Source organism: Micromonospora sp. MH99 (genome assembly GCF_021442385.1).
Lineage (GTDB): Bacteria > Actinomycetota > Actinomycetes > Mycobacteriales > Micromonosporaceae > Micromonospora.
This window is the reverse complement of sequence record NZ_MUZA01000003.1, coordinates 109,080-135,239: the sequence shown is the minus strand read 5'-3', so window position 1 is coordinate 135,239 and position 26,160 is coordinate 109,080. Positions and strand designations below refer to the sequence as shown.

General features: G+C 72.1%; 27 protein-coding genes. 10 read left to right on the top strand and 17 right to left on the bottom strand.

Going from position 1 to position 26,160, the window contains the following annotated elements; genetic code table 11:
- Positions 1–63: 63 nt before the first annotated feature.
- A complete protein-coding gene (locus tag B0E54_RS02880; protein WP_234581655.1) occupies positions 64–1,788 on the top strand; it encodes an exo-alpha-sialidase in 1,725 nt (574 codons plus the stop codon).
- A 64-nt stretch (positions 1,789–1,852) separates the two neighbouring features.
- Here the strand turns inward: B0E54_RS02880 and B0E54_RS02875 are convergent, their stop codons facing one another.
- From B0E54_RS02875 to B0E54_RS02850, 6 genes are read right to left on the bottom strand one after another with little or no spacing between them, the layout of a single operon-like run.
- Positions 1,853–2,470, bottom strand: a complete 618-nt coding sequence (locus B0E54_RS02875; protein WP_234581654.1) for a malonic semialdehyde reductase — start codon at positions 2,468–2,470, stop codon at positions 1,853–1,855.
- A complete protein-coding gene (locus tag B0E54_RS02870) occupies positions 2,467–3,027 on the bottom strand; it encodes a flavin reductase family protein (protein WP_234581653.1) in 561 nt (186 codons plus the stop codon). The genes B0E54_RS02875 and B0E54_RS02870 overlap by 4 nt, the downstream gene beginning before the upstream one ends.
- Positions 3,024–4,358 (bottom strand): LLM class flavin-dependent oxidoreductase, encoded by a 1,335-nt coding sequence (locus tag B0E54_RS02865; protein WP_234581652.1) that lies wholly within the window; start codon positions 4,356–4,358, stop codon positions 3,024–3,026. The genes B0E54_RS02870 and B0E54_RS02865 overlap by 4 nt, the downstream gene beginning before the upstream one ends.
- Before the next feature lie 9 nt (positions 4,359–4,367).
- Positions 4,368–5,234, bottom strand: coding sequence for an ABC transporter permease (locus B0E54_RS02860; RefSeq protein ID WP_234581651.1), 867 nt, complete (start codon positions 5,232–5,234; stop codon positions 4,368–4,370).
- On the bottom strand, positions 5,227–6,156 hold the full coding sequence (locus B0E54_RS02855) for an ABC transporter ATP-binding protein (RefSeq protein WP_234581650.1): 930 nt from the start codon (positions 6,154–6,156) through the stop codon (positions 5,227–5,229). Before B0E54_RS02855 ends, B0E54_RS02860 begins: the two co-directional genes overlap by 8 nt.
- Positions 6,153–7,178 (bottom strand): ABC transporter substrate-binding protein, encoded by a 1,026-nt coding sequence (locus tag B0E54_RS02850; RefSeq protein WP_234581649.1) that lies wholly within the window; start codon positions 7,176–7,178, stop codon positions 6,153–6,155. Before B0E54_RS02850 ends, B0E54_RS02855 begins: the two co-directional genes overlap by 4 nt.
- Before the next feature lie 461 nt (positions 7,179–7,639).
- Between B0E54_RS02850 and B0E54_RS02845 the strand changes: the two genes are divergently transcribed.
- Positions 7,640–7,819, top strand: a complete 180-nt coding sequence (locus B0E54_RS02845; RefSeq protein WP_030333600.1) for a DUF4236 domain-containing protein — start codon at positions 7,640–7,642, stop codon at positions 7,817–7,819.
- 205 nt (positions 7,820–8,024) lie between these two features.
- On the opposite strand, the gene B0E54_RS02840 is transcribed toward B0E54_RS02845, so the two are convergent.
- Positions 8,025–8,975 carry a hypothetical protein gene (locus B0E54_RS02840; protein WP_234581648.1) on the bottom strand — a complete coding sequence of 317 codons (951 nt, stop codon included), beginning with the start codon at positions 8,973–8,975 and terminating at the stop codon, positions 8,025–8,027.
- Between the two features lie 25 nt (positions 8,976–9,000).
- Positions 9,001–9,522 (bottom strand): VOC family protein, encoded by a 522-nt coding sequence (locus B0E54_RS02835; RefSeq protein WP_234581647.1) that lies wholly within the window; start codon positions 9,520–9,522, stop codon positions 9,001–9,003.
- A gap of 49 nt (positions 9,523–9,571) precedes the next feature.
- Between B0E54_RS02835 and B0E54_RS02830 the strand changes: the two genes are divergently transcribed.
- Both B0E54_RS02830 and B0E54_RS02825 read left to right on the top strand, forming a co-directional pair.
- Positions 9,572–10,033 carry a MarR family winged helix-turn-helix transcriptional regulator gene (locus tag B0E54_RS02830; protein ID WP_234581715.1) on the top strand — a complete coding sequence of 154 codons (462 nt, stop codon included), beginning with the start codon at positions 9,572–9,574 and terminating at the stop codon, positions 10,031–10,033.
- 57 nt (positions 10,034–10,090) lie between these two features.
- The gene (locus tag B0E54_RS02825; RefSeq protein WP_234581646.1) at positions 10,091–11,737 is read left to right on the top strand and encodes a tetratricopeptide repeat protein; all 1,647 of its coding nucleotides are present in this window, start codon (positions 10,091–10,093) and stop codon (positions 11,735–11,737) included.
- A 25-nt stretch (positions 11,738–11,762) separates the two neighbouring features.
- On the opposite strand, the gene B0E54_RS02820 is transcribed toward B0E54_RS02825, so the two are convergent.
- Together B0E54_RS02820 and B0E54_RS02815 are read right to left on the bottom strand one after the other, a co-directional pair.
- A complete protein-coding gene (locus B0E54_RS02820; protein WP_374109238.1) occupies positions 11,763–13,169 on the bottom strand; it encodes an ATP-binding protein in 1,407 nt (468 codons plus the stop codon).
- Positions 13,170–13,192: 23 nt separating this feature from the next.
- Entirely contained in the window at positions 13,193–13,849 is a 657-nt protein-coding gene (locus tag B0E54_RS02815; protein ID WP_234581645.1) for a response regulator transcription factor, read from the bottom strand.
- Positions 13,850–13,944: 95 nt separating this feature from the next.
- On the opposite strand from B0E54_RS02815, the gene B0E54_RS02810 reads away from it, so the two are divergent.
- Positions 13,945–15,060, top strand: coding sequence for a sigma-E factor regulatory protein RseB domain-containing protein (locus tag B0E54_RS02810; protein WP_234581644.1), 1,116 nt, complete (start codon positions 13,945–13,947; stop codon positions 15,058–15,060).
- A 254-nt stretch (positions 15,061–15,314) separates the two neighbouring features.
- Positions 15,315–17,534, top strand: coding sequence for an ATP-binding domain-containing protein (locus B0E54_RS02805; RefSeq protein ID WP_234581713.1), 2,220 nt, complete (start codon positions 15,315–15,317; stop codon positions 17,532–17,534).
- Positions 17,535–17,589: 55 nt separating this feature from the next.
- Here B0E54_RS02805 and B0E54_RS02800 read toward each other — a convergent pair whose 3' ends face one another.
- On the bottom strand, positions 17,590–18,009 hold the full coding sequence (locus tag B0E54_RS02800) for a hypothetical protein (RefSeq protein ID WP_234581643.1): 420 nt from the start codon (positions 18,007–18,009) through the stop codon (positions 17,590–17,592).
- A gap of 406 nt (positions 18,010–18,415) precedes the next feature.
- Between B0E54_RS02800 and B0E54_RS02795 the strand changes: the two genes are divergently transcribed.
- A complete protein-coding gene (locus tag B0E54_RS02795) occupies positions 18,416–18,700 on the top strand; it encodes a hypothetical protein (protein WP_374109237.1) in 285 nt (94 codons plus the stop codon).
- 70 nt (positions 18,701–18,770) lie between these two features.
- Here the strand turns inward: B0E54_RS02795 and B0E54_RS02790 are convergent, their stop codons facing one another.
- Positions 18,771–19,733 (bottom strand): sporulation protein, encoded by a 963-nt coding sequence (locus B0E54_RS02790; RefSeq protein WP_234581641.1) that lies wholly within the window; start codon positions 19,731–19,733, stop codon positions 18,771–18,773.
- A gap of 182 nt (positions 19,734–19,915) precedes the next feature.
- The gene (locus B0E54_RS02785) at positions 19,916–20,842 is read right to left on the bottom strand and encodes a HEAT repeat domain-containing protein (protein ID WP_234581640.1); all 927 of its coding nucleotides are present in this window, start codon (positions 20,840–20,842) and stop codon (positions 19,916–19,918) included.
- Positions 20,843–20,950: 108 nt separating this feature from the next.
- On the opposite strand from B0E54_RS02785, the gene B0E54_RS02780 reads away from it, so the two are divergent.
- The gene (locus B0E54_RS02780) at positions 20,951–21,118 is read left to right on the top strand and encodes a hypothetical protein (RefSeq protein ID WP_234581639.1); all 168 of its coding nucleotides are present in this window, start codon (positions 20,951–20,953) and stop codon (positions 21,116–21,118) included.
- 71 nt (positions 21,119–21,189) lie between these two features.
- Here the strand turns inward: B0E54_RS02780 and B0E54_RS02775 are convergent, their stop codons facing one another.
- Together B0E54_RS02775 and B0E54_RS02770 are read right to left on the bottom strand one after the other, a co-directional pair.
- The gene (locus tag B0E54_RS02775) at positions 21,190–21,411 is read right to left on the bottom strand and encodes a DUF397 domain-containing protein (protein WP_234581638.1); all 222 of its coding nucleotides are present in this window, start codon (positions 21,409–21,411) and stop codon (positions 21,190–21,192) included.
- Positions 21,408–22,280 carry a helix-turn-helix transcriptional regulator gene (locus tag B0E54_RS02770; protein WP_234581637.1) on the bottom strand — a complete coding sequence of 291 codons (873 nt, stop codon included), beginning with the start codon at positions 22,278–22,280 and terminating at the stop codon, positions 21,408–21,410. The genes B0E54_RS02775 and B0E54_RS02770 overlap by 4 nt, the downstream gene beginning before the upstream one ends.
- A 332-nt stretch (positions 22,281–22,612) precedes the next feature.
- Here B0E54_RS02770 and B0E54_RS02765 point away from each other — a divergent pair, with 332 nt between their 5' ends.
- Together B0E54_RS02765 and B0E54_RS02760 are read left to right on the top strand one after the other, a co-directional pair.
- The gene (locus tag B0E54_RS02765) at positions 22,613–22,861 is read left to right on the top strand and encodes a DivIVA domain-containing protein (RefSeq protein ID WP_234581636.1); all 249 of its coding nucleotides are present in this window, start codon (positions 22,613–22,615) and stop codon (positions 22,859–22,861) included.
- A gap of 83 nt (positions 22,862–22,944) precedes the next feature.
- Positions 22,945–23,184, top strand: coding sequence for a hypothetical protein (locus B0E54_RS02760; protein WP_234581712.1), 240 nt, complete (start codon positions 22,945–22,947; stop codon positions 23,182–23,184).
- 8 nt (positions 23,185–23,192) lie between these two features.
- Here B0E54_RS02760 and B0E54_RS02755 read toward each other — a convergent pair whose 3' ends face one another.
- Together B0E54_RS02755 and B0E54_RS02750 are read right to left on the bottom strand one after the other, a co-directional pair.
- Entirely contained in the window at positions 23,193–23,966 is a 774-nt protein-coding gene (locus B0E54_RS02755; RefSeq protein WP_234581635.1) for a DeoR/GlpR family DNA-binding transcription regulator, read from the bottom strand.
- A 37-nt stretch (positions 23,967–24,003) separates the two neighbouring features.
- On the bottom strand, positions 24,004–25,995 hold the full coding sequence (locus B0E54_RS02750; protein ID WP_234581634.1) for a beta-galactosidase: 1,992 nt from the start codon (positions 25,993–25,995) through the stop codon (positions 24,004–24,006).
- Between the last annotated feature and the right edge of the window lie 165 nt (positions 25,996–26,160).

Here is a 26,160-nt window from a genome sequence, read left to right as displayed (position 1 = left end):
CCGTTCGCACCCCCGTCCCCCGGAAGGAATCCTGTGTCTCCTGTCCGAGCACTGTCGCGCCGAGTGACAGCTGTCGTGGTCGCCGTCCTCGGCGTGGCCGCGATCCTGCCCGCCACGCCAGCTCACGCCGCCCCCGCCGGCGTGAGCGCCACCGCCAGCGCCGACTGCACGACCGGCCGGCTCAACCTGCGGCTCACCAACGGCAGCACCACCGCGCAGACCTTCACCGTCACCTGGCCGGGCCGCACCAACTCGCCCTGGACCCGGACGGTCGCAGCCGGCAGCAGCAGCAACGAGCTGTACTGGACCCTCCCTGCGGGCACCGCGTACACCCTGCGGACGACCACCCCGACCGGGCTGGACGACACCTCCGCCGGCATCTTCCACTGCGGCACCGGCATGTCCGCGCTCGCCAGTTACGACTGCACGGCCGGCCGGCTCCAGCTCGCCCTGGAGAACCGCACCACCACCGCCCGCGACTTCACCGTCGCGTGGCCCGGGCGCACCGGTTCCCCGTGGACCCGCAGCATCGCGGCCGGCGGCAACTACCTGCACTACTGGACCGTCGGCGCCGGCACCGCGTACACCCTGCGGGTCACCGCTTCCGGTTTCGACACCACGGTGCGCGGCACCGCCGGGTGCGGCCTGGCCGCCGGCACCCCGCAGATGAACAGCACGGCGGTGCTGACCACCCAGAGCGTCATCCGCAACCTCAACGGCGCCAACGGCCGGTACGACGGAACGGCGGCCTCGGTCCGGATCCCGGGCATGGCCGTCACCAACAACGGCACCGTCATCGCCGTCGCAGACGCCCGGGTCAACGGCTCGTACGACCTGGGTGGCGGCACCAACAACATCCAGATCGCCATGACCCGCAGCACCGACGGTGGACGTACCTTCGACCAGCCGCGCGTCATCCACGCGCCGGCCACCATCAGTGAGGGAGCGGGCGACCCGAGCCTGCTGGTGGACCGCACCACAGGTGTCGTCTACTGCTTCTACACCCGCTCCCCCAAGCCGGGCATCAGCTTCTGGTCCGGCTCCTCGGGTCTGAACACCGCCGACGACCCGAACAGCCTGCACCTGCAATACATCACCAGCCGGGACAACGGCGCCACCTGGAGCGCCCCGGTGGAGCTGAACCCGACCATCAAGGTGGCGACCTGGCAGCAGGCGTTCTTCTCCTCCGGGCACGGCATCCAGAGCAGCACCGGACGCCTGATCCAGCCGTTCGTCTACCGGGACGCGGCGGGCCTGACCCAGACCGGCAACATCTACAGCGACGACCACGGCGTGACGTGGCGGCGCGGCGGACCGGCGGGCGGGAACATCAACGAGAGCAAGGCGATCGAGCGCGGCACCGGGGCGATCGTGCAGAACATGCGGCACAACAGCACCCGCAGCCGGTTCTACTCCACGTCCACCGACGGTGGCGTGACGTTCGGCCCGGCCACGGCCAGCGCCGTGCTGACCGATCCGCTGTGCAACGCCGACGAGATCTCCTACCTGCGCCCGTCCGAGGTGGGCACGAACGGCGCTCCGGTGCGCACCCGCACCGCCCTGTTCAGCAACAACGCCGCCCCGGCCGCGCGCAACGACCTCACGGTCCGGCTCTCCACCGACGACGGCGCCAGCTGGCCGGCCCGTGCGCTGGTCAAGCCGGGCGGCGCGGGCTACTCGACGATGGCCGTGCTGAACGACGGGACGGTCGGCAACCTGTACGAGGTGGGCAACACCGGCGGGATCTTCTTCGCCCGCTTCACTGTGGACTGGGTCAAGGGGGCCTGACCCGCGACCTTCCGTCCCCGGTGCCGGCGTCCCTCCGGCACCGGGGACGGTCCCGTCTTCCCGGTCAGCAATCGAGGGTGCGGATCACGTCCCCGGCGTCCAGCCGGGGCAGACGTGCCGGCCCGGTGTGCGCGGCCGGGTGCCCGAGGTTCAGCAGGAGCAGCACCTCGTGCCGACCGTCGGGGAGGAACTCCCGCTGGACGCCCGCGACGTCGAAACCGGCCATCGGGCCGGCGGCGAGACCGGCGGCGCGGACACCGACGATCAGGTAGCCGATCTGCAGAGTCGCGCTGAACCGGGCCTGCTCGACGCGCGCCGCCCGGTCCGTCAGCCACTCCCGGGCCTGTGGTCGGTGCGGATACAGCTCGGGCAGCCGCTCGTGAAAGTCGACGTCGGCGGCGAGGATCGCGGTCAGCGGGGCGCTGGCCGTCCTGGCCCGGTTGGCGCTGGACAGGTGCGGCAGCAGCCGGGCCCGGGACTCCGGCGAGCGCAGCAGCAGCACCCGCAGCGGCTGGCCGTTGTACGCGGTCGGCCCGTACCGGATCAGGTCGTGGATCGCCGCTACCTGCGCGTCGGTGACCGGTTCGTCGGTGAACGCCTCGGCCGTTCGGGCCGCCCGGAACAGCAGGTCCTGGGCGGCCCGGTCCAGCGCGAGCAGGTCGGACGTGGTCGGTGCGGTCATGCCGGCGCTGCCGTGGTGTACCCACCCCTGTGGTGCACCAGCGGGGCACCGTCGCCGCCGTCGCTCAGGGCGAGCGGTTCGGCGATCACCAGCGTGTGGTCGCCGGCCGGGACGCGGTGCACCACCCGGCAGAGCAGCCGGGCCAGCACCCCGCTCAGCAGCGGCACCCCGAACGGGCCGGGTGTCCAGTCCGGGTAGGCGGCGAACCGGTCGATGCCGCTGGTGGCGAAGACCGTCGCGGCTTCCCGCTGCCGCGCGGCCAGCAGATGCACCGCGACGTGCTCGGCGCGGGCCAGCACCGGCCAGCTCGACGACGCCGTACCGAGGCAGAACGAGACGAGCGGCGGATCCAACGAGACCGAGGTGAACGAGGTGGCGGTGAACCCGGCCCGGAGGGGTGCGCCGATCCCACCAAGGCAGGCCGGGTCGGTGGACCGGGCCACGGCGGTGACCACCGTGACGCTGGTGGCCTGCCGGCGCAGCAGCGCGCGGAACAGGTCCCGGTCCACCGGTCGCAGCTCGGTCGCGTCCGTTGTCGGACGCTCCACGGTGGTCACGCCGGCACCAGCGTCGGCGCGGCGTACGAGCTGGCCGGTCGGGGCAGGCCGTAGTGCTCGCGCAGGGTCGCGCCCGTGTATCCGGTGCGGAACAACCCTCGCGCTCGCAGCACCGGCACCACGTGGTCGACGAAGTCGGCGAGCCCGCCGGGCAGGTGCGGCGGCATGATGTTGAACCCGTCGGCGGCGCCCTGGGTGAACCACAGCTCGATCTGGTCGGCGACCTGCTCCGGGGTGCCGGCGACCACGCGGTGACCCCGGCCGCCACCGAGCCGGCCGATGAGCTGCCGGACGGTGAGCTTCTCCCGGCGGGCCAGGTCGGTGACGAGCTGGTAGCGGCTCTGGTGGGCCTGCACGGTGCCGGAGTCCGGCAGCTCGGGCAGCGGGGAGTCCAGCGGCAGGCCGGTGAGGTCGATGCCGAGCATCCCGGAGAGCTGCGCGAGGGCGTACTCGGGGACGATCAGCTCCTCCAGCTCGGCGGCGAGCGTGCGCGCCTCGGCCTCGGTGCCGCCGATCACGGGCGCGATGCCGGGCAGCACCTTCACCAGGTCGGGGTTCCGGCCGGCGGCGGTGACCTGACGGCGCAGCTCGGCGTAGAAGCGCTGCCCGTCGGCGAGGGTCTGCTGGGCGGTGAAGACGGCCTCGGCGAACCGGGCGGCGAAGGCGATCCCGTCCGGCGACGAGCCGGCCTGCACGAGCAGCGGCCGGCCCTGCGGCGGTCGGGGAATGTTGAGCGGGCCGCGAACCTGGAACTCCGGCCCGCGGTGGGCCACCTCGTGCACCCGGTCGGTGTCGGCGAAGATCCCGCCGGAGGTGTCGAAGACCAGCGCGTCGTCCTCCCAGCTGTCCCAGAGCTTGATCGCCACGTCGACGAACTCGGCGGCCCGCCGGTAGCGGTCGGCGTGCGCGGGGTGGCTGTCGCGGTTGAAGTTGACCGCCTCCCGCTCCTGGGCGGAGGTGACGATGTTCCAGCCGGCGCGGCCACCGCTGAGATGGTCCAGGGACGCGAACTTGCGGGCGACGTGGAACGGCTCGTTGTAGGTGGTGGAGACGGTCGCGATGAGACCGATGTGCTCGGTCACGGCGGCGAGCGACGCGAGCAGGGTCAGCGGCTCGAAGACGGCCTGGATGTTGTGCCGGGGGTTCGGCCCGACCGACAGCCCGTCGGCGAGGAACAGCGAGTCGAGGGTGCCGCGTTCGGCGATCCGGGCCAGCTCCTGGAAGTGCCGCACGTCGGTGACCCGACGCGGGTCGGTGCGCGGGTGCCGCCAGGCGGCCTCGTGGTGGCCGACGCCCATCAGGAACGCGTTGAGGTGCAGGGTTCGAGGCATGACAGTGTCCTATCCGGCGGAGACGTCGACGCGCCATGTGGAGAAGCGGCGTTCGAGGGCGACGAGGAGCTGGTTGACGACCAGACCGATGGCGGAGATCGTGATGATCCCGGAGTACATGTCGGGGATCGCGAAGTTGTACTGCGCGTAGTTGACGAGGTAGCCGAGGCCGGCCTTCGCGCCGACCATCTCGGCCGCGACGAGCACCAGGATCGAGTACGCCCCGGCCAGCCGTACGCCGGTGAAGATGGTCGGCACCGCCGCCGGCAGGATCACCTTCTGGAACAGCCGCAGATGATTCAGGCCCATCGAGCGGGCCGAGCGGATCAGCAGCGGGTCGACGCCCTTCACGCCGGCGATCGTGTTCAGCAGGATCGGCCAGGAGCACGCGTACAGCACCAGGGCGATCTTGGAGGTCTCCCCCAGCCCGAGGATGAGCACGAAAACCGGCAGCAGGGCCAGCGCGGCGGTGTTGCGGAACACCTCCAGCAGCGGACTGAGCAGCTCGGCGAGCGGCCGGTACCAGCCGATCAGCAGCCCGAGCGGGATCGCGGTGAGCACCGCCAGACCCAGCCCGGCCAGCGACCGGGTCAGGCTCGCGCCGACGTGCTCGGCGAGCTGCCCGCTGCGCAGCAGCTCCCACCAGGCCGCCAGCACCTCCGACAGCGGCGGCAGGAACACCCGGTCGACCAGGCCGAGCCGGGGTGCGCCCTCCCAGACGGCGGCCAGCGCGACGATCGCGACGCTGCGGTGCAGCGCCCTCGCGCCGAGGCCGAGCAACCGACCGGTCCGGCCTGCGGCTGCGGGCACGGCCACCGCGTCCGGCAAGGCCGGTGGGGCCGCCAGCCGGGTGGGACGTTCGACGATGTCAACCAACGCGGGCCTCCTCGGGGTCGGCCGCCGTCGGCGCCCCGCGCCGCGCGTCGGCTCCGGCGACGACGGGGGTACGACCACCGACCGCTCCGGGGTGGGCGGTGCGGCTGCCCGCCGCGCCTTCGGCGGCCTGTGCGGCGCGCACCTCGTCGCGCAGCAGCGTCCAGATCTGGTGCCGGTGGTGGCGGAACGCGTCGGTGGAGCGCACGTCCTCGACGGCGTCCCGGTCGCCGAGGTCGATGTCGATGACCTGCTTGACCCGCCCCGGTCGGGAGGTGAGCACCGCCACCCGCTGGCCGAGGTGCACCGCCTCGTCGATGCCGTGCGTGATGAACACGATGGTCTTGCCGGTGCGCGCCCAGATGCGCACCAGCTCGTCCTGCAACTTCTCGCGGGTCTGCGCGTCCAACGCGGCGAACGGCTCGTCCATGAGCAGCACGTCCGGGTCGTACGCGAGGCTGCGGGCGATGGCGACCCGCTGTTTCATGCCACCGGACAGCTCGTGCGGGTAGCGGTCGGCGAACCCGCTCAGGCCCACCAGGTCCAGGTGGTACGCGATCTTCTCGGCTCGTTCGGCGCGGGCCACGCCCTTGGCCTCCAGCCCGAACGCCACGTTGCCGGCGGCGGTGCGCCAGGGCAGCAGCGCGTACTGCTGAAAGACGATGCCCCGATCCAGGCCGGGGCCGGTGACGGGCCGGCCGTCGACGAGCACCTGACCGCCGGTCGGTGCGATGAGCCCGCCGAGCAGGTCGAGCAGGGTGGACTTGCCGCAACCGCTGGGGCCGACGACGACGAGGAACTCGCCGGGGCGTACCCCGAGGGTCACCTGGTCCAGCGCGGTCACCGCGCCGGCGGTCCCCCGCCGGGTGGCGCGGACTCCGAAGGATTTGCTCACCCGGTCAAAGAGGATCTTGTCGGTGCTCACGCGTTCCCTCCGTCCACGAAGGGGTTGAACCGGTTGGTGAAGATGTCGGACGGCTGGGGACGCTCGCCCCTCAGCTCGCCCTCGGCGGCGAGCCAGTCGATCCAGGTGCCGAACTCCTGCTCGCTGATCACCCCGCCGCGCCCGGCGACGCCGCTGCTCTTCCAGTACGCGACGAGCGACGGGTCCTCGTTGCGGCCGCGCTTGGCGATGATGTCGCGCATCCGGGCGACCACTGTCTCCCGGGGCTGCGTGCGGGCCCACTCGATGGCCTTGCCGACTCCGGTCACGAACGCCTTGACGGTCTCCGGGTTGCGCGTGATGAAGTCGTCGCGAAAGACGTACGTGCCGGCGCTGAACGCGCCGAGCAGCTGGTAGTCGGTGACGACGGTGCGGATGCCACCGCCCGCGATCGCCTTGTCGCGGATGACCCCGCCGAGCACCGCCACGTCGATCTGCTTCTGCCGCAGCGACTGCTCGGCGTTGACCGGCGGCAGGGCGACCAGCTCGACCTGCTTGATCTCGGCGGGGGTGAGCCCGCCGCGAGCCAGCCAGGTCTTGAGCACCGCCTCGGCGTGGGCGCCGAGAGTGTTCATGCCGACCTTCCTGCCGATCAGGTCGCGAGGGTTGCGGATCGGGCTGTCGTCGAGCACGTAGTAGCCCTGGAAGGTCTGCGCGTCGGAGCCGTAGTAGCTGACGACGGCCGTGATCGGGGCGTGGGCAGCGGCGAGTTTGACGATCGCGCCGTTGAACGCGCCGCCGAAGTCGCTCTGGCCGGTGGCGGTGGCCTGGATGTCCTGCGGGCCGCCGGTGACGTTGCCGATCCAGTTGAGCTTCACGTCGCCGAGGTAGCCGAGGTCGGCGGCGAGTTCGGGGAGGGTGACCTGGCCGACCGAGCCCTGGTAGCGCAGCTCGGTGGCCTGCCCGGCCTCGGCGTCGCCGCCGCAGCCGGCCATGCCGGTGAGCAGGGTCAACGCGGCGGCGGCCGCGAGGCCACGCAGGAGGGCACGACGGGGTGGGGACATGGGAGGTCTCCTGATCTGTCCACGATGGAAGTGCAGGGCACCCGGGTGGGGCGCGTGGAGGCACGCCGCTCCGCGGTGAGCGGGCGAGCGGTGAGAGTGCGGCGACGGAGCCGGGCCGGGGAGAACCGGTCAGCTCAACAGAGCGCGCTCGCGTGCCGGACCAGGTCGACGTGCACGCAAGCGATGAGGAGGAGCTCATCCCGCTGCGACATGAGCCCATGCTGCCGCCGGTCGCAGCGACCGGTCAACGGTCTTCCAGAAGGTGAGACTTTCATCGCCAGCGATGTTACGAAGCGCCCCTAGCAGCGTTTACCGCCGCGCAACACCTATCTGATGAATAGAGATTGCCGCCTCGTGCCGCAGCACCGTCCACCGGGGACGGCGAGGTGGTTTCGGATTTCGCCCGTCCGGGAATGTTCGATCTCGACACGGCAGGGAACGGTGACGAGGGGAGACCTCCGATGGGCCTCATGTTTCGCAAGCGCAAGAAGTACGGTCCGATCATCCTGAACTTCACCGAGAACGGCTTCTCCTCGTGGAGCATCAAGATCGGGCGCTGGTCCTGGAACTCGAAGGCCCGGGCGCACCGCGTCGACCTGCCGGGTCCGCTGTCCTGGAAGCAGGACAAGTCCCGGTCGTAGCGTCCCGGGAGTCGAGCGGGGTGCCGGTGATTCACCGGCACCCCGCTCGGCGTCCACCCCACCCCGCCCGGCGTCCACCCCACCCCGCCCGCACCCGCACCCACCCGCACCCGCGCCGCGCCCCGCCGATCTTGCAGTTTCGGTCTTAGATTTGGGCGGCATTCCCCCGATATGTCGGGACAGAAAGTGCAAGATCGCGGGGGCCTCAGCGCGTGGGCGTGATGATCTCGTCGCCGGCCAGGCGGCCCGTGTCGCGCTCGCGGCGTACGTCGCCCGCCTCGACCAGGTTGGCCAGCGCGCGGTTGGCGTCCGCGGCACGGTAGACAGTTGCGGTGAGGGTGTGCCGGCGCAGCTCGGTGACCGGCCGTGGCCCGCCCCGGCGCAACTCGGCCAGCAGCTTTCCGGCCAGCGGTTCCAGGGCCGGATCCCCGGCCACGTCCACCGGCGGGACCGTCGGGTCGGCGGGGTCGCGGTAGCGCACACCAAGGTCCGCGCCGACCGTCCAGAGCGCGTCACGCACCGCCTCCAGACTGCGGTCCGAACGGCTGCCGAACGCGACCACGCCAACCGCCGCGTCATCCGTCGTGCCGGCCGGAGCTGTCCCGCCTGCCGGAGCTGTCGCGCCTGCCGCGGCGTCGGTCGGGAGCACCGGCGCCACCTCGGCGACCAGCGGGAATCCGGCGGCGATGAGGGCCGCACGGGCGACGTCGCCGGCGTGCAGCAGCACCTCGCCGGTGCGGCCGTTGGCGGCGGCGCCGAGCAGCTGCGGGGACACCTCGCCGGGCAGGTCCAGGAAACAGAACAGCGGCGACCCGGCGGCGCCGGCCGCCTTCACCGCGACCGGCAACCGGTCCGGACCGCCGGGCAGCAGGTGCACGGTCACCTCGGCAGGCAACTCCGCCTCGATCGGCCCGAGCCGGGCCGGCAGGTCGGCAGCGCCGTCGGCCAGCACCAACACCGTCACCTGCCGACCCCGCACCTGGGCGGCGTGGCCGGCGACCACCCGCAGCACCGCCTCGGCCGCGCCGCCGTCGGCGCCGGCCCAGGCCAGCGCGATGGTTGCCCGCCGGGAGCGGTGCAGGGCGGCGGGCAACCAGGTCGTCACCTGGCGGACCAGCAGCTCACGAAGGAAGTCGGTGGTCCGGTTGGTTGGCATCGGTCCGTTCTACCCTATGGCCGGCTCAGGCCGGCACGGAGATCCCCACGCCACCGCGGGTCTGCCCGCCGTAGCGCTGGCGCTCGGCGTCCAGGTCGAGCCGACCGATCTGCTTGCGGGCGGCCAGGGCGGTGTCGTCGAGCAGGTCGGCCGGGATCAGCCAGACCACCTCGAACTCCAGACCGTCCGGGTCCTGGCCGTAGAGGCTCTTGGTGGTGCCGTGGTCGGACGTGCCGACCAGCGCCCCGGCGGCGGCGAGCCGCTCGGCGGTGGCGGCCAGCTCGTCGAGGGTGTCGACCTCCCACGCCAGGTGGTAGAGCCCGACGGTGGCCCGGCCGGCGGTGGACCGGCCGGCGCCCGCGCCGATCTCGAACAGGCCGAGGTCGTGGTCGTTGGTGGAGTCGGGGGCCTGGAGGAAGGTGGCGCCCCGGAAGCCGTCCGGGGTCATCGCCACCGGGCGGAAGCCCAGCACGTCGCGGTAGAAGGCGACGCTGCGGGCGAGGTCACTGACGTAGAGGACCGCGTGGTTGAGCCGGTGGATACCCATGGCCCCAGATTAGCGCGATTTAGTTGAGCGTTCAACCACTGCGGGTATGATGGTCGTCATGACCCGCTGGTTGGACCCCGATGAGCAGCGCACCTGGCGGGCGTTCCTCGCCGCCTCCCGGGCGCTGATGGACACGCTCGACCGCGAGCTGCAACGCGATGCCGGCATGCCGCACGCCTACTACGAGATCCTGGTCCGGCTCTCCGAGGCCCCGGGCCGGCAACTTCGGATGAGCGACCTGGCCGACGCGGCGGGGTCGTCCCGCAGCCGGCTCTCGCACGCGGTGGCCCGTCTGGAGGCGGCCGGCTGGGTACGCCGCGAGGACTGCCCCACCGACCGGCGCGGGCAGATCGCGGTGCTCACCGACGACGGTTTCGCCACCCTCGCCGCCGCCGCCCCCGGCCACGTCGAGGGGGTACGCCGACACCTGTTCGACCCGTTGAGCCCGGCCCAGGTCGACCAGTTGCGCCGGATCAGCGAGACGTTGGCCGAGCACCTGACCAGATCCTGACCGATCGGCACCGGCGCGCGTCTTGTACTTACCGTCGTCGGATGAGCACGATGGGGCGTGTCCTCCGGCTTCGACGAGTTGACTGACCAGGCGCACCACCTCGTGTCCACTGGCGACGTGGCTGGCGCGCAACGGCTGCTCTCCGACGCGCTCACCGACGCCGACCCCCGCCCGGCCAACGCCACGCCCGAGCTGGCCGAGGCGCCCAGCCTCCAGGCGCGGGTGCTCGTCGCCCTGGGCGAGCCGCACTCCGCCCGAGGCTGGGCCGCCTTCGCGTACGCGGCCACCACCCGGTTGCACGGTCGCTCCGACCCCCGCACGGTGGCCGCCGCGGCCACCCTGGCCGCCGTGCTGCACCGGGTCGGCAGCCACTCCCGGGCCGCCCGGCTGTACCAGGAAGTCATCATCGAGCTGACCGCGCAGGACGGGCCCGAGTCGCTGCGGGTGCTGGCCGCACACGCCGACCTGGCCACCGTCGAGTACGCCCGGGGCCAGTGCACGGTGGCCCGCGACCGCCTCCAGGACGCCTGGGAGCTGCACCGCGAGGTGTACGGCGACGGTCACCCCAGCGGGATCAAGATGCTGGCCCGGCTCGGCGCCATGCAGCGCGACTGTGGGCAGTTCGCCGAGGCGCACGACAACCTGGCGCTGGCCCGCGAGCTGTGCCGGCAGCACCTGGCCGCCGACGACCCGCTGGCGCTGCAGGTGGCGGCTCTCGCCCGGGCGGCGGCCAACCCCGACCATGTCTGCGCCGACGACGCGCCCGCCGACCGGGACGCCCCGGTGGTGCCCGCCGCGCGTACCGCGCCGCACAGCGACCGGCCGGTCGAGTCCGCGTACCACCCACCCGCGCCCCCGCCCCGCCCGGTGGACCCGGGGGTGACCGGTCCGGTCGAGCACGACGACGAGGGCCGGCCGGTGCACGGGGGCGGCCCGGTGCCGAACCCCCGGGTGCCGGCCGACGAGCCGGACGGGTCGCCGGGTTTCCGCTGGCCACCGGATCCGACGGACGACCCCGTCCCGCACTCCACAGTTCCGCCGGTGCCCCCGTCGGTGGCCGGGTTCACGGGCGGCACCGAGGAGACGTCCGGCGTCTACCGGCTGCACCGCCCCGGCGCGTCGGCCCAGCCGGACCAACCGGCGCAGCCGTACGCCCCGCTGGAGCCGTACACGCCGTCCCGGCTGTTGCCGGTGCCCGTGCACCGGGCGAAGACGTCGCCGCGCAACCGGCTGGTGCCGGTGCTGGTGGCCGGCGTCGTCGTGGTGCTGCTGGGCACGGCGGCGGTGATCGCCGGGGTGGCGCGGGTAGGCGACGGGGACGACCCGAAACCCGGACCGGACAGGGGCTCCCCCAGCGCCGGCCCGAGCGGCACGGGTGCGCCGGCCGCCACCGGCACCGCTGCCGCCAGCACGGCAGCGCCGGTCGCCGCTCCCGGCACCCCGCCCGGGTCGGTGAGTCTGCGCGACAACCGGGACAACATCGCCCTGCGCTGGACGTACCCGGCCGGCGGCGAGGGACCGGTGGTCGTGTCGGCCGGCCGGGCCGGGCAGGAGAAGACGGCGATCGCCACGCTGCCCGCCGGCACCGACAGCTACATCGTCTACGCGCTGAACCGCGCCAACGACTACTGCTTCACCGTGGCTGTCGTCTGGTCCACCGACACCGTCGCGAGCGCCAACCAGGTCTGCACCCAGCGCCGCTGACGACCCGCCCGACGCACCGCCGCCGTCATGGTGTGTCGACCGCCGCTTCCTGCGCGTCCCCGATCGGCGTCCTCGGCAGCAGCAGACGCACCCGCAGCCCCTGCGGGCCGTCGGCGTCGGTCAGGGTGATGGTGCCGCCCGCGCGGCGGACCAGCTCCCACACGATGGCGAGGCCCAGGCCGGCGCCACCGTCGTCGCGGCCCCGGCCGTCGTCCAACCTGGTGAAACGGTCGAAGACCCGCCGCCGGTCGGCCGCCGGAATCCCCGGGCCGTCGTCGGTCACCGTCACCAGGTGGTACGCGGCGTCGTCGTGCGGCTCGGCGGCGAGGACCACGCTGCCGCGCGCGTGCCGGACCGCGTTGTCGACGAGGTTCGACAGCACCCGCCGCAGCTCGGCCGCGTTTCCGGTCGTCCACAGCGGGTCCGGCGGCGGCACGAGGAGCACCGGTGGCGACGGGTACCGGGCGGCGACCTCGGTCAGCAGGGCGGTCAGGTCGACCGGGCCGGTCCCGCGCGCCGCTGGCATCTCGTCCAGGCGGGCCAGCAGCAGCAGGTCGTCGACCAGACGACTCAACCGCTCGGTGTCGGTGAGCAGGTTGACGGTCACCGCCGTCCAGTCCGTGCGGTCGGCGAGGCGCTGGGCCACCTCCAGCTCGGTGCGGATGTTGGTGAGCGGGCTGCGCAGCTCGTGGGCCGCGTCGGAGACGAAGGCCCGCTGCCGGATCCGGGCCGACTCCATCCGGTCCAGCATCCCGTTGAGGGTGACCGCCAGCCGATGGATCTCGTCGGCGGAGGCGGGCACCGGCAGGCGACCGCCGCCCGCGCGGCCGGTGATCTCCTCGGCGCCCCGGCGCAGCGCCTCGACGGGACGCAACGTCGCACCGATCACCCGCCACGCCACCCCGGCCAGGATCGCCACCAACAGGGGGAACGCCACCAGCAGGATGACGCGTACGACGTGCGTGCTGTGCCGGACGTCGGCCATCGACCGGGCGACCAGGACGGTGAGCGGATCCGCGTCGGTGCCGGCCGGTACGGCGACCACCCGCACCGGGCCGGCGAGCCCGACGCGCTCGGCCGGCACCACCAGGCGCTGACGGTGACCGGTGTCCAGCCGCTCGGGGCGGACCATCGGGACCAGCCGGTCCGCGTCGATCGAGGCGGCCCGGATCCGACCCTGCGCGTCGATCACCTGGACCCGGACCTGCCCGCCCGCCACCGGCAGCGGGTCGGGCAACGCGTCCTCGGCGGCGAGCAGGACTACCGCGTCGGCGGTCCGGAACGCCTCGGTGTCCACGGTGCGCTGGAGCACGAAGCCGAGCGCGCCCAGCAGCACCGCCCCGCCGAGGGCCAGCCCGACGGTGAGACCGAGCACGCCGAGCGCCGTGAGCCGCCCGCGCAGGCCCAACCCGCGCAGGCCCCACCCGGGCAGCCGGCGGGCCGGACCGGCAGGTGTCACGTCGCCAGCCGGTAGCCGGCGCCCCGGACGGTCTCCAGCCGGTCGCGGCCGAGCTTGCGGCGCAGGTAGCCGACGTACACCTCGACGGCGTTGGGCGCCGTCTCCAGGCTGGCGTCCCACACGTGGTCCAGCAGCTCGATCTTGGAAATCACCTGGCCGGGACGACGCATCAGATAGTCCAGCAACGCGAACTCCCGCGCGGTCAACGTCACCTCGGCGTCGGCGCGGGTCACCCGTCGGCGGGCCGGATCCAACCGCAGGTCGCCGACCGTCAGCACGGTGGGGCGTTCCGGCGCTCCCCGACGCAGCAGGGCCCGCAGGCGGGCCAGCAGCACCACGTACGAGAAGGGCTTGGTCAGGTAGTCGTCGGCGCCGCAGTCCAGGCCGTCGGCCTGGTCGTACTCGCCGTCCTTGGCCGAGAGCATCAGGACCGGCAGCCAGTGCTGCTCGGCGCGCAGTCGGCGGACCAGCTCGTAGCCGGACAGCCCGGGCAGCATCACGTCGAGGATCATCGCGTCGTACCCACCGTGCCGGGCCGCGTCCAGGCCGGCGGGGCCGGTCGCCGCCACGTCGACCGCGAACCCCTCCGCCTGCAGGCCGCGTTGCAGGGCAGCCGCCAGCCGGGCCTCGTCCTCCACCACCAACAACCGCACGGTCCAAGGGTGCCACCTGGGTCAAAGTCGAAGGTTCGGCGTCCTCAGCGCCTTCACAGCGCGGACCGGGCAGGATGTCTGGCAGGAGGTGCACCATGTCGATCCTGAGAAGCCGTCCCGTCCTGCGCTGGCTGGTCCCGGCGGCCGCTGGCGTCGTCGTCATCGGTGGAGGCGCCGCGATCGGCACGTTCGCCGCCGAGGCGGAGCCGAGCCTGCCGCCGCGTACCGCAGCCCAACTCCTGGTGGATCTTCAGACGTCCCGGCTGGAGGGGCTGTCCGGGACGGTGGTGCAGCGCGCCGACCTCGGTCTGCCGCCGCTGGTCGGGCTGATCCCCGGCAACGATCTGAGCGCCCTGCTGACCGGTACGCACACCCTGCGGGTCTGGTATTCCGGTCCGGAGCGGCAGCGCGTCGCGCTGGTGGACACCCTCGGCGAGCAGGACGTGATCCGCAACGGCCGGGACGTGTGGACCTGGGAGAGCCGGGGCAACACCGCGCGCCACCGCACGTTGGGCGGCGCGGGAACGACCGGAAAGCCGGGTCCCGCGGCGACGCCGAGCCTCCCCGCCACCCCGCAGGAGGCCGCCGACCTGGCGTTGGGCGCGATCGATCCGAGCACCGAGGTCAGCGTCGGCCGCTCGGCCACCGTCGCCGGTCGGGACGCCTACGAGCTGGTGCTCCAGCCGCGCGACAGCGACTCGCTGGTGCACCAGCTGCGGATCGCCATCGACGCCACGCAGCACGTGCCGCTGCGCTTCGAGGTGCTCGCCAAGGGCAGCGACCAGCCGGCATTCGAGATGGCCTTCACCCAGGTCGACTACCGGCGTCCCGACGCCGACCAGTTCGCCTTCAACCCGCCACCGGGGGTGTCCGTCACCGAGGAGACCGCCGAGCGGCCGTCGGCGGGCCGGCCCGCGCAGGCGGCACGGGGCGGCGACCCGCAGGTGCGTACCGCGGGCGACGGCTGGACCACAGTCCTGGTCGCGCGCCTGGACGGGGCCCCGGGCAAGGCGGCCGCCGGCAAGCCGGCCGGTGCGACGCCGGACGCGGACGTGTCGAAGCTGCTCGGCGGGCTGCCGGCCGTCAGTGGGGACTGGGGCAGTGGCCGACTGCTCACCGGCAAGCTGTTCAGCGTGCTGCTCACCGACGACGGTCGGGTGCTCGCCGGAGCGGTCACCCCCGAGCGCCTCTACCAGGTGGCCCGCGGCTGATTTCCCGAAGCTCTCACGCCGGGTCGACCTGTTGGTCGGCCCGGCGTTGTGTGACTCGAATCGGCCCGGTCGGCTTGGTGACAGCCGCCGGGCCGCGCTATCTTCAACAATTCGAGGGCACAAAAAAGAACGGCATAAAAGCCGTTCCTGCAGAGCATTCTAATCTTTAGGGAGACGGCTTGTCAAGGCACTCCGGCGGTACCGGTGAATTGCCGCTCGACGACGAGATCGGCCGCGAGCAGGAGTACGTCTCGATGCTCTACGACCGGCTGGACGGGCTGCGTGAGCAGGCCGCCCACCGGCTCACCGCCGAGCTGCGCAACACCGGCGGCACCCTGCAGGACCGCTCCCAGCGCGACAGCTCCGTGGCGATGTACGCCGACCAGGTGGAGCAGTTCTCCGCAGTGGAGAATGGTCTCTGCTTCGGCCGGCTCGACGGCGACGACGACTCCCGCCGATACATCGGCCGAATCGGGATCTTCGACACCAGCGGTGACTACGACCCGCTGCTGATGGACTGGCGGGCCCCCGCCGCACGTCCCTTCTACCTCGCCACCGCCGCCAACCCGCAGGGCGTACGCCGGCGGCGGCACCTGCGCACCCGCCAGCGCAAGGTGACCGGGCTCAACGACGAGGTGCTCGACATCGACAGCGCCTCGCCCGGCGGGCACGAGGAACTGACCGGCGAGGCGTCGCTGCTCGCCGCCCTCAACGCCGGTCGCAGCGGCCGGATGCGCGACATCGTGGAGACCATCCAGGCCGAGCAGGACCAGATCATCCGCGCCGACCTGCCCGGCGTCATGGTGGTCCAGGGCGGCCCCGGCACCGGCAAGACGGCTGTCGCGCTGCACCGGGCGGCGTACCTGCTCTACACACACCGGCGGGAGCTGTCCAGCCGGGGTGTGCTGCTGGTCGGCCCGAACGCGACGTTCCTGCGCTACATCTCCCAGGTGTTGCCCACACTGGCCGAGACGGGCGTGCTGCTGCGTACCCAGGGTGATCTGTTTCCCGGGGTGAGCGCCCAGCGCGTCGAGCCGGCCGAGACCGCGGCGCTCAAGGGCCGGGAGGTGCTCGCCGAGGTGCTGGCGCTGGCCGTCCGGGACCGGCAGTGGGTGCCGGACGAGCCGCTGGAGATCGAGGTGGAGCGCGAGGTGCTGACCCTCGACCCGGAGACGGTGCGCGCCGCCCGGGACCGGGTGCGCCGCACCGACCGGCCGCACAACCTGGCCCGGGCGCTGTTCGACGTGGAGATCGTGCACGCGCTCGCCGACCAGGTGGCCGAGCGGATCGGCGCCGACCCGCTGGGCGGGGACAACCTGCTCGACGAGGCCGACCGCGCCGAAATCCGCCGCGAGCTGCGCGAGGAGACGGAGATTCAGGCCGCCCTCGACCGGCTCTGGCCGGTGCTCACCCCCCAGCGCCTGCTCGCCGACCTGTACGCGGACCAGGACCGGATCGCCGCCGCCGCGCCGATGCTCACCGACGACGAGCGGGCCCGGCTGCATCGCGAACCGGGCGGTTGGACGCCCGCCGAGGTGCCGCTGCTGGACGAGGCCGCCGAACTGCTCGGTGAGGACGAGCGGGCCGCCGCCGCCCGCCGGGACCGCATCCGCATGATGGAACGGGAGTACGCCGAGGGCGTTCTGGAGATCGCCCGGGGTTCCCGCTCGATCGACGTCGAGGACGAGGCCGAGGGCGGTGAGATCCTCGGCGTGACCGACCTCATCGACGCCGACCGCCTGCTGCAGCGGCAGGAGGAGGCCGACCGGCTGACCACCGCCCAGCGCGCCGCCGCCGACCGGACCTGGGCGTTCGGGCACGTGATCGTGGACGAGGCGCAGGAGTTGTCCCCGATGGCGTGGCGGCTGCTGATGCGCCGCTGCCCGAGCCGGTCGATGACGATCGTCGGGGACGTGGCGCAGACCGGCGCGCTCGCCGGCACGCCCTCCTGGGCCGATGCCCTCGCCCCCTACGTGGCACGGCGCTGGCGGCTGACCGAGCTGACGGTCAGCTACCGCACGCCGGCCGAGATCATGGCGGTCGCCGCCGACGTGCTGGCCGAGATCGACCCGGCGCTGCGGCCGCCGCGCTCGGTGCGCGAGAGCGGCGTACCACCGTGGGACCGGGCGGTGCCCGACGAGCAGCTGCCCGCGGAGCTGGTGTCGGCGGCGACGCGCGAGGCTGCCGCGCTGACCGACGGGCGGCTCGGCGTCATCGTGCCGGCCAGCCGGGTGGACGCGCTCGGCGCGGCGTTGACCGCCGCGCTGCCGGAGGCCACCGTGGGCGAGCACCCGGAGCTGGAGAGCCGGGTGGTCGTGCTGACGGTCGCGCAGGCCAAGGGGTTGGAGTTCGACTCGGTGTTGGTGGTCGACCCGGACCGGATGGTGGCGGAGTCGCCGCGCGGGCGCAGCGACCTGTACGTCGCGCTCACCCGGGCCACCCAGCGCCTGGGCGTCCTGCGCCCCTGCCGCTGACCGACGGTCGCGCCCCCGCCGACCGGCTGGTCGGCGGGGGCGGGCTCACCGTCGGTCAATCGGTTGAGCGGTCCCGGATGGACTTGCTCGGCCCGGTGGCGGACGTGGACTGGTCGCTGGTGCCGCCACCCATCGGGGTGCTCAGACCGCCGGTGGTGGCGTCCCCGGTCGTCGTCGGGGCCACCTTGCCGGGGTGCCGCTCCGGCTGGCGGGCCACCCGTCGCACGCTCGCCGGGCCGGCCGTGCCACCTGTGGTGGTCACCGCGCCCTGTCCGCCGACGGGGCCACCGTCGCGCAGCACCTGCGGATCGATCCGCTCGTGCGCCGGGTCCATGGGGTCCACCCGCTGGATCTCGCTCTCGATGTCGGTACGGGGCAGTGTCACCTCGTCGACGGCACCCTTGCCGTACACACTGTCGGTGATCCGGTCCTCGGCCCGCCGGGCGGCCTCCTGCCGCATGTCGTCCTCACGCACGTTCATCACCTCGCAGAAGCGGTGGAACTGACGGCGTGCCCGGTCGTCGGTCGGCCAAACCCGCAGCGCCGCGTGCCGAGGGGGAAACGGACATCCGCCCCGACCGGTCGTGAACCGCCCGCGCCGTGCGGGTCGCGCCGGCGCCGTCATCGGCCCGGCCGCTGTCGATTCTTTTTCGGCCGAGGGAAGTGTTACCTGGTCCCGGGCCTCGGGTAGTCGGGGGGTGTCCCCGCCGTGAAAGCGAACCGTGCCGTGACCGAAACGCGGTAGCGGGGCGAGGGAACGCAGGTACGACTCATCGCATCCTGAGGAGGACCAGATGAGCACGCAGGCTGCTTCCACCCGGCCGATGAACCGGCCCATGAACGACCCGCAGAACCCCGCCGCGATGCGGGAGACGCAGCAGATGCCGGTCATGCACGACGGGCGTCGCAACGACATGCGGGCACCCGGTACGGAGACCAAGCAGGCATTCAAGACCACCGAGTTCTGGATCTACCTGATCGCGGTGGCCGCCGTACTGGGCGCATCGCAGGTCGTCGGACGGAACTCGGCTGGGGTGGACATCTTCCGGGCCGACAACGCCTGGTTCCTGATCACCCTGCTGACGCTGGGCTACCTCGGTAGCCGCGGCCTGGCCAAGGCCGGCAGCGCCTGGCGCAGCGGTGAGGAGCGTAAGACCCGGCACTGACCGGGTGACAGCACAGCGCACGGTGGCCTCCGGGAGAATCTCCCGGAGGCCACCGTCGTCTGTGGAGTCGTTACTCGTCGCCGCCGAAGTCGCCGAAGTCGCCCTCGAAGGCGTCCTCGATCATCTCTCCGGCGATCATGCCGCCGGCGACGCCGAGCGCCGCGCCGGCGACCATGCCGCCCACGCCCATGCCGCCACGGCCGTGACCGTGGCCCGGACCGTAGCCGTGACCGTGGCCGTACTGCGAGCGCAGGCTGCCGTAGCGGGACGTGGTCTCGCGCAGCCAACCGTCGACGACCTGCGCCCAGTCGACGCGGTCGACGTCGGCGTGGGACACCTGGTAGCGGCCGAAGGCGTCGTGCCCGGCGCTGAGGAAGCCGCCGCGCTTGTCACACTCCAGGATCACCTCGACGCCGCGCTGGCTCGTCACGAAGGTCAGCTCGACCTCGTTGATGGTGCGCGCGTACTGCGGGGACGCGAAGAACTCGATCTCCTGGTAGAACGGCAGCGTCTGCTGCACGCCGCGAATGTGACCGCGCTCCAGGTCGGCGTGCTTGAACCGGAAACCGAGCCGCTGGAACGCCTCCAGGATCCGCTCGTGCACCGGCAGCGGGTGCACCGCCACGTGGTCCAGGTCGGTCTTGTCGACGGCGCGGGCCACCGACAGCTCCGTGCGCAGGCCCATCGTCATGCCGTGCAGGCGCTGGCCGTACACGTCGGTGATCGGGGTTTCCCACGGCACCGGGAGCTGGAACGGGATCGACAGCTCCTGCTTGGGCGCGAGCTGGAACGCGCCGCTCACGGCCATCCGGTGGAACTCCATGGTGCCGGCGTACTCCGTGTCGTGGCCCTCGACCTCGACCCGGGTGACGAGGCCGATCACCACCTGTTCGATGGCCGCCGGGCTGTCACCGCCGACGAGGTTGACCTGACCGTCGAGGGTCAGGCCGGGCCGGGTGTTGGGGTTGGTCAGCACGGTGTCCACACTGGGACCACCCACACCGAACGCGCTCAACATCTTCTTGAAGACCATCGAAAACTCCTGTGTTGGAGTCGGACGTTGACTCGAAGGGCACCCTATCCAGCACCCCTGTGAGGTGGCTGTGAGCGCGCGACCCGTCCGCGCGTGCGCCGGCCGGCTTTGATCGGATCCACATCGCCGATGTGGCGGTAACCGCCGCCCAGGACACCGCCACATCGGCGACCTGGTGTCGATCAGCGCCCCGGCGCGTCTCGGGCCGGGCCCAGATCCGCGATCGCCATCTCGGCCGCGCGCTCGGGATCGCAGCCGGCCCGGCGCAGCAACCCGTCCACACACCAGTAGCCCGAGCGGTCGGTGCCGTCGGTGATGTCGAGATTCAGGTCGAGGTCGCACCGCGCGCCGGCGAGGGTGACCTCCCAGTTGGGCCGACGCGAGTGAACGGCGAGCAGTAGCCGCCATGCCAGGTCGGTCCGCCGGTCACGTCGCAGCGGATCGCATTCGCGCAGGGCCTCGGCGACGTGGTCGGCGTCAGGATCGAAGCCGTCCAGCAGCGGCAGCAGGGACGGGTCTGCCAGGTACGCGGCGGCCTGGACGGTGAACCGGTGGACCTCGTCCCGGACGAGCAGTTCGCGTACCAGTGGAAGTGCCCGCGCGTCCCGCCGCCGGGCCAGCCCTCGGGCGCCTTCCGCGCGTACCTCCGGGTCGACGTCGCGGGTACGGTCCCACAACGCCCGGCGGACGGCGTTCCCGTCGGCGGTGCTCACCCAGCCGAGCCCGAACGTGGCCCACTCCCGCACCGACGCGTCGGGGTCGGCGCACAGATCGATCAGTACCGCCTCGCCGGCTTCGGCCGGAGGATCGTCGAGGACCGCCGGCACCGCGACAGCGACCTGGAAACGCACATCGCTGTCGGGGCTACGCGCGAGGGTGACCAGGGTCGGCAGGGCGCGAGGGTCGCAGGTGGCGCCCAGCGCGCGGGCGATCGACCAGTGCACCTCGGGATCGGTCTCGGTGGCGGCCAACGAGATCAGGGCCGTCGCGGCGTCCGCGCGCAGGTCGTCCCCGTGCACCTCGCTCGCGAAGCCGAGCAGGTCGCACGCCGCCGCCCGCACCACGCGGTCCGCGTCGGCGAGCCGGCCGACAGCCAACCGAAAGGCCACCACACCCGCACCGCTCCGGCCTGCCCCCGCCCGCCCCGCATCGTCGATCATGGAATCGTGGTGGGGGACCAAACGTCCGTGAGCTACCGGACCGGGCACCACAAGTCCATGATCGACAACCGCCTGCCGGAGCAGCTTCGATCCGTCGTCGGGGTCGCCATCCTCGATGGCCCGCCGCAACCGCCGCACCGCCCGGTCGAACAGGTCCGCCACCTCGTGCGCTTCCACGGCCAGGATGGTGCCCGCCGGTCAGGGCATGCCGCCAGCGACTTTTGATCGACTCGACATCGCCGATGTCGGGGTATCAACGCGACCGGGACACCCCGATATCGGCGATGTCGAGTCGATCACGGCTCAGCGCGGCCGAACGTGCCGTCTTTGACCCCATTGACGAAGGCAGTCCAGTCGCTGACGCCGTAGACGAGGGTCGCCGCCGCGCGGTTCTTGCTGTCGCGCACCGCCACCCGACCAGAACCGTCGAGAACAGGCCCCGCCTCGACGCAGTTGCCGCCGTTGTCCGGGCTCCTGGTGCTGATGCGCCAGGCGACATCAGGCGTGGACTCGCTCATGACAGCTCCTCCGCGAGTGCTGTGATCAGCTTCGCCGACTCAGTCGCACTGAGTGCGGCCTCCCGGAGGCGATCGTACGCGCGGACGTAGCGCGAGGCATTGCCCGATTCCAGGAAGAGCCGTCCACCGAGGGTTTCGGCATGGGCGACGTCTGAGTAGGGAGAAGGCATCCTGAAGAGCCAGAAGGTGCCGTCCAGACCCGCGTGCAGCCCGAGGGTCAGCGGGAGAACACGGATCTCGACGGTCGGCTTCGCGGCGGCGCGCGCCAGGTGGACCAGTTGAGCAGCCATGACGCTCCTACTCATGACGGGCCGCCGCAGGGCCGTCTCCTCAATGATCACAGCGAGCCTCATCGGCGAAGGACCATCCAGCAGCAGCTGCCGATCCATCCGCAGTTGGACCCACCTGCGGATCTCGACCTCGCTCGCGGAACTGGGCTCGGCATTCCTGATGACCGCCTCGGCGTAATCGCGCGTCTGAAGCAGACCGGGTATCAGATGCGCGGCGTAGGTACAGACCTCATCGGCTCTCGATTCCAACCACGGGAAGTCAATGAACGAGTTGTCGTAGATCGTCTTGTCGAAGCCATTGTCCCAGCGGTCGACGCGCCAGGCGTCCTGCGCGAGCTGGATGAGCCGCTCCCGTTCTCGCTCGTCGTAGACGCCGTAAAGGTCCAGCAAAGCCACGACGAGATCTCTCCGGAAGGGCCATTCCGCTCTCTCGTAGCGAGCCAGCGACGAGAAGTCACGCTCAAGATACTGCGCGACGTACTTGAGGGTGAGCCCACGCTTCTCGCGCAGCTCACGCATCTGCTGGCCCAGCCATTGGGCACGCAGGGTTCGAACGAACGGCTCTCGGTTCGCGGCCATGCTCACCTCTCCAGGGCACCCAAAGAAGGATTCCGTTGGTGTCGTTGCACCAATGCCGGGGCCACTGGAAACGTGGCCTGCGGGTGAGGGTGATCGCCGGCCCCCGGGGAAGCCCGGTGCAAACACGGCAAACGCGGCTGGGCCAACAGCCGAGAAGGTGACGAGAGGCGGCGTCGCGAGTGGCAGTCGCATACCGGCTCTCGTCGGGTCTCAACTAGAGCGTCGGGATGTAGAAATCCCGGCTCCGAACCGACTTGCACGAATACGTACCACGAAGAGGGCCGCAATCGCGACCCTGACCCACCATCGGCAGACGACGACAGGGGTGACCGATGACCAGAAGCGCATACCACGACGGCGGCCGGCTGCATCCGCGGCACGTGCGCGACCACCAGTTCGCCACCGTCGGCTTCGGCCGAAGGGGCCTCGACCCCCGGGAGGTGCGGCGGTTCCTGCACCGCGTCGCGCTCGACCTGAGCACGCTGCACCACGATCTGGCGCTGCTCAGCGAGGAGAACGCGCGGGTCAAGCGGGCGCTGCGGGCCCGGCAGAGCGCCTGGCCCGAGAGGCAGCGGAGGTGATTCCGCCGGATGGGGTCTTCGTACCGCTGCCTCGGGCCGCAGTGCTGGCATTCACCGAGTCGCCCGAGCCACCGCCCCGGCACGTGATCCACCTGCCGGTGGCGGTGGTCGACCTGGCCGGCGCACTGGAGTTGGCCCGTGCTCTCGCCCGGTCGCTGACCACGACGTCACAGATCGACGTCGGCGGCATCACCGTATCGGCCGAGGATGCGCAGCACGTACGACACTGGGTCTTCTGTGACCGGATCATGCCCGACCGCCGCCGGTGCGCGCGGCCGGCCGACCACGACGGACCCTGCCTGCCCGTCGACGATCCCTGCTGATCGGCCCCCTACGTCTCGACGACGACCAGTTCGCCGACCTGTTCGCCGATCGTGGTGCGGGCCTCGGGGGGTATCCCGACGTCGGTGATCAGCACGTCGGCCGCCTCCAGCGGGGCGATGGTAGCGATGCCTATCGTCTCCCACTTGGTGTGGTCGGCGAGCACCACGAGCCGGCGGGCCGCGCCGATCAGGCACCTGTTGACGCCGGCCTCCAGCAGGTTCGGCGTGGTGAAGCCGGTACGCGGGCTGAGCCCGTGCACACCCAGGAACAGTAGGTCGACGTTGAGCGCGCTGATCGCCGCCTCGGCCACCGGACCGGTCAGCGCGTCCGACGGGGTACGGATGCCGCCGGTCAACACGACAGTCTGGTCGGCACGCGGGTTCTGGTAGAGCGCGTCGGCCACCGGGATCGAGTTGGTCACCACTGTCAGTCCGTGCACATCGGAGAGCAGGGTGGCCAGCGCGGCGGTGGTCGTCCCGGCGGACAGCGCGATGGCCATCCCCGGCTCCACCATCGTTGCCGCCCGCTCGGCGATGGCCCGTTTCTCCGCCTGCTGGCGGATCGACTTCGCGGCGAACCCGGGTTCCTCGGCCGAGCCCGGCCCGGCGAGGGTCGCGCCGCCGTGGACCTTGTCCACCAGACCGCGCTCGGCCAGGACCTCCAGGTCGCGCCGGATCGTCATGTCGGACACGCCGAACCGGCTGACCAGGTGGCTCACCCGTACGCCGCCACGCTGGCGGATCAGATCGAGGATGGCGGTCTGCCGCTGCTGGGCCAGCATCTGGGGAACCTCCTTCGCATCGTTGGTGTCGCCCAAATCAGGCCCGGTCCTCGCGGACCACGGCAACCTCGCCGGCCGGCACTGTCAGCTCACCCGCACACCGCGTCCCGGTCAACAGCTCGGTGCCGCTTGCCGCGACGCGTACCTCGGTATCGGTGTGGTTGATCGCGAACAGCCAGCTCCGCTCGCCGTCACGTCGTCGTACCACCTCCACCCCGGTCGGCGCCTGCGCCACCGGACGGACCCCGGCCTCGTCGAGCAGCCGGGCGACGAGCCGGTCGGTGGCCGGCTCGTCCAGCCGGGTGCCGACGTACCAGGCGGCGCCCGCGCCGACCGGCCGCCGGGTCAGCGCCGGCACGCCCGGCAAAGGCCCGTCGGTGTACGACGCCAGCACCTCGGCGTCCTCGGCGTGCAGCCATTCGGTCCACACGTCTGCGGTGCTGCCGTCGTCGAGCCGGACCCGCTCGCCCTCGCGCAGCGGGAAGAACTCCTCGGTCCGTACGCCCAGCAGGTCCCGGAAGGCCCCGGGGTACCCGCCCAGCCGGATGTGGTCGTTGGGGTCCACGATGCCACTGAAGTAGGTGACGGCCGCCGTGCCACCGCCCTCGACGAACCGGTGCAGCGCCTCGGTGTCGGCGTCGCGGACCAGGTAGAGGGTGGGCACCAGCACCAGACGGTAGCCGCTGAGGTCGGCCGACGGGTGGACGATGTCGGCTGTCACGCCGGCCCGCCACAGCGCGCCGTAGAGGGCGTTGATCCGGTCGGCGTAGGTGACGTCGGCGCTGGGGTGCGAATCCAGCTCGACCGCCCACCACGCCTCCCAGTCGAACAGGATCGCCACGTCGGCGTCCACACGGCTGCCGCGGATCTCGGCGAGGGCCTTCAGGTCCGCGCCGAGCTGGCTGACCTCGCGGAACACCTTGGTGTCCGGGCCGGCGTGCGGCAGCAGCGCGGAGTGGAACTTCTCCGCGCCGGCCCGGGAGGCCCGCCACTGGAAGAACAGCACCCCGTCGGCGCCGCGGGCGACGTGCGCCAGGCTGTTGCGGCGCAGTTGGCCGGGCAGCTTGGCCACGTTGCGTGGCTGCCAGTTGACCGCGCTGGTGGAGTGCTCCATGAGCAGCCACGGGTCACCGCCGGCGACGCCCCGGGTGTGGTCGGCGGCGAAGGCCAGCCCGAGGTGCGCCTGCGGGTTGGCGGCGGTCAGGTAATGGTCGTTGGATACCAGGTCCACGTCGGACGCCCAGGAGTGGTAGTCCATGTGCTTGACGCCCATGCCGATCATGAAGTTGGTGGTGATCGGCTGGCGGACCACTGCCGTCAGCACCTCGCGTTCGGCGCGCAGTTGGGCGCGCTGCTCGTCGGAGGAGAAGCGCAGGAAGTCCAGCTGCTGCGTGGGGTTGGCGAAGGTCGGCGCGGTGCGCGGCGGGTTGATCTCGGTCCAGTCGCCGTAACGCTGGCTCCAGAAGGCCGTGCCCCAGGCGTCGTTGAGCCGGTCCAGGTCGCCGTATCGTTCCCGCAGCCACCCCCGGAACGCCTCGGCGCTGACGTCGCAGTAGCAGTGCACGTTGTGGCAGCCCAGCTCGTTCGAGATGTGCCACATGACCACTGCGGGATGCTCGGCGTAGCGGCCGGCGACCGCCCGCACCAGCTCCAGGGAGTGCTCGCGGAACACCGGGGAGCTGGGGCAGTACGCCTGCCGCCCACCCGGCCAGAGGATCGCGCCATCGGCCCGGCGGGGCAGCGTCTCCGGGTGCGCGCGGGCCAGCCAGGGTGGCGGGCTGGCGGTGGCGGTGGCCAGGTCCACCTGGATGCCACCGTCGTGCAGCAGATCCAGGGCCCGGTCCAGCCAGCCGAACTCGAACCGGCCCGGGGCGGGCTCCAGCAGGGCCCAGGAGAAGATGCCGACGGAGACCAGGTTGACCCCGGCCCGGCGCATCAGCTCGATGTCCTCCGACCAGGTCTCTTCGGGCCACTGCTCGGGGTTGTAGTCGCCGCCGAAATAGATGCCGTTCCCCTGCCATCGCCGCATGACAGCTGAGGGTGCACCCGCCGCCGCACGGAAGTCAACAGGTTCCAACATCGACTTCGTTTCCAACGTTTACCACGTAACAGCCGTATCACGACTGGGTTATCGGAGGCGAACAGACCTCTTGACAGCGGCCTATGGAGGGGTAGCTTGAGGCCCCACTGGCCG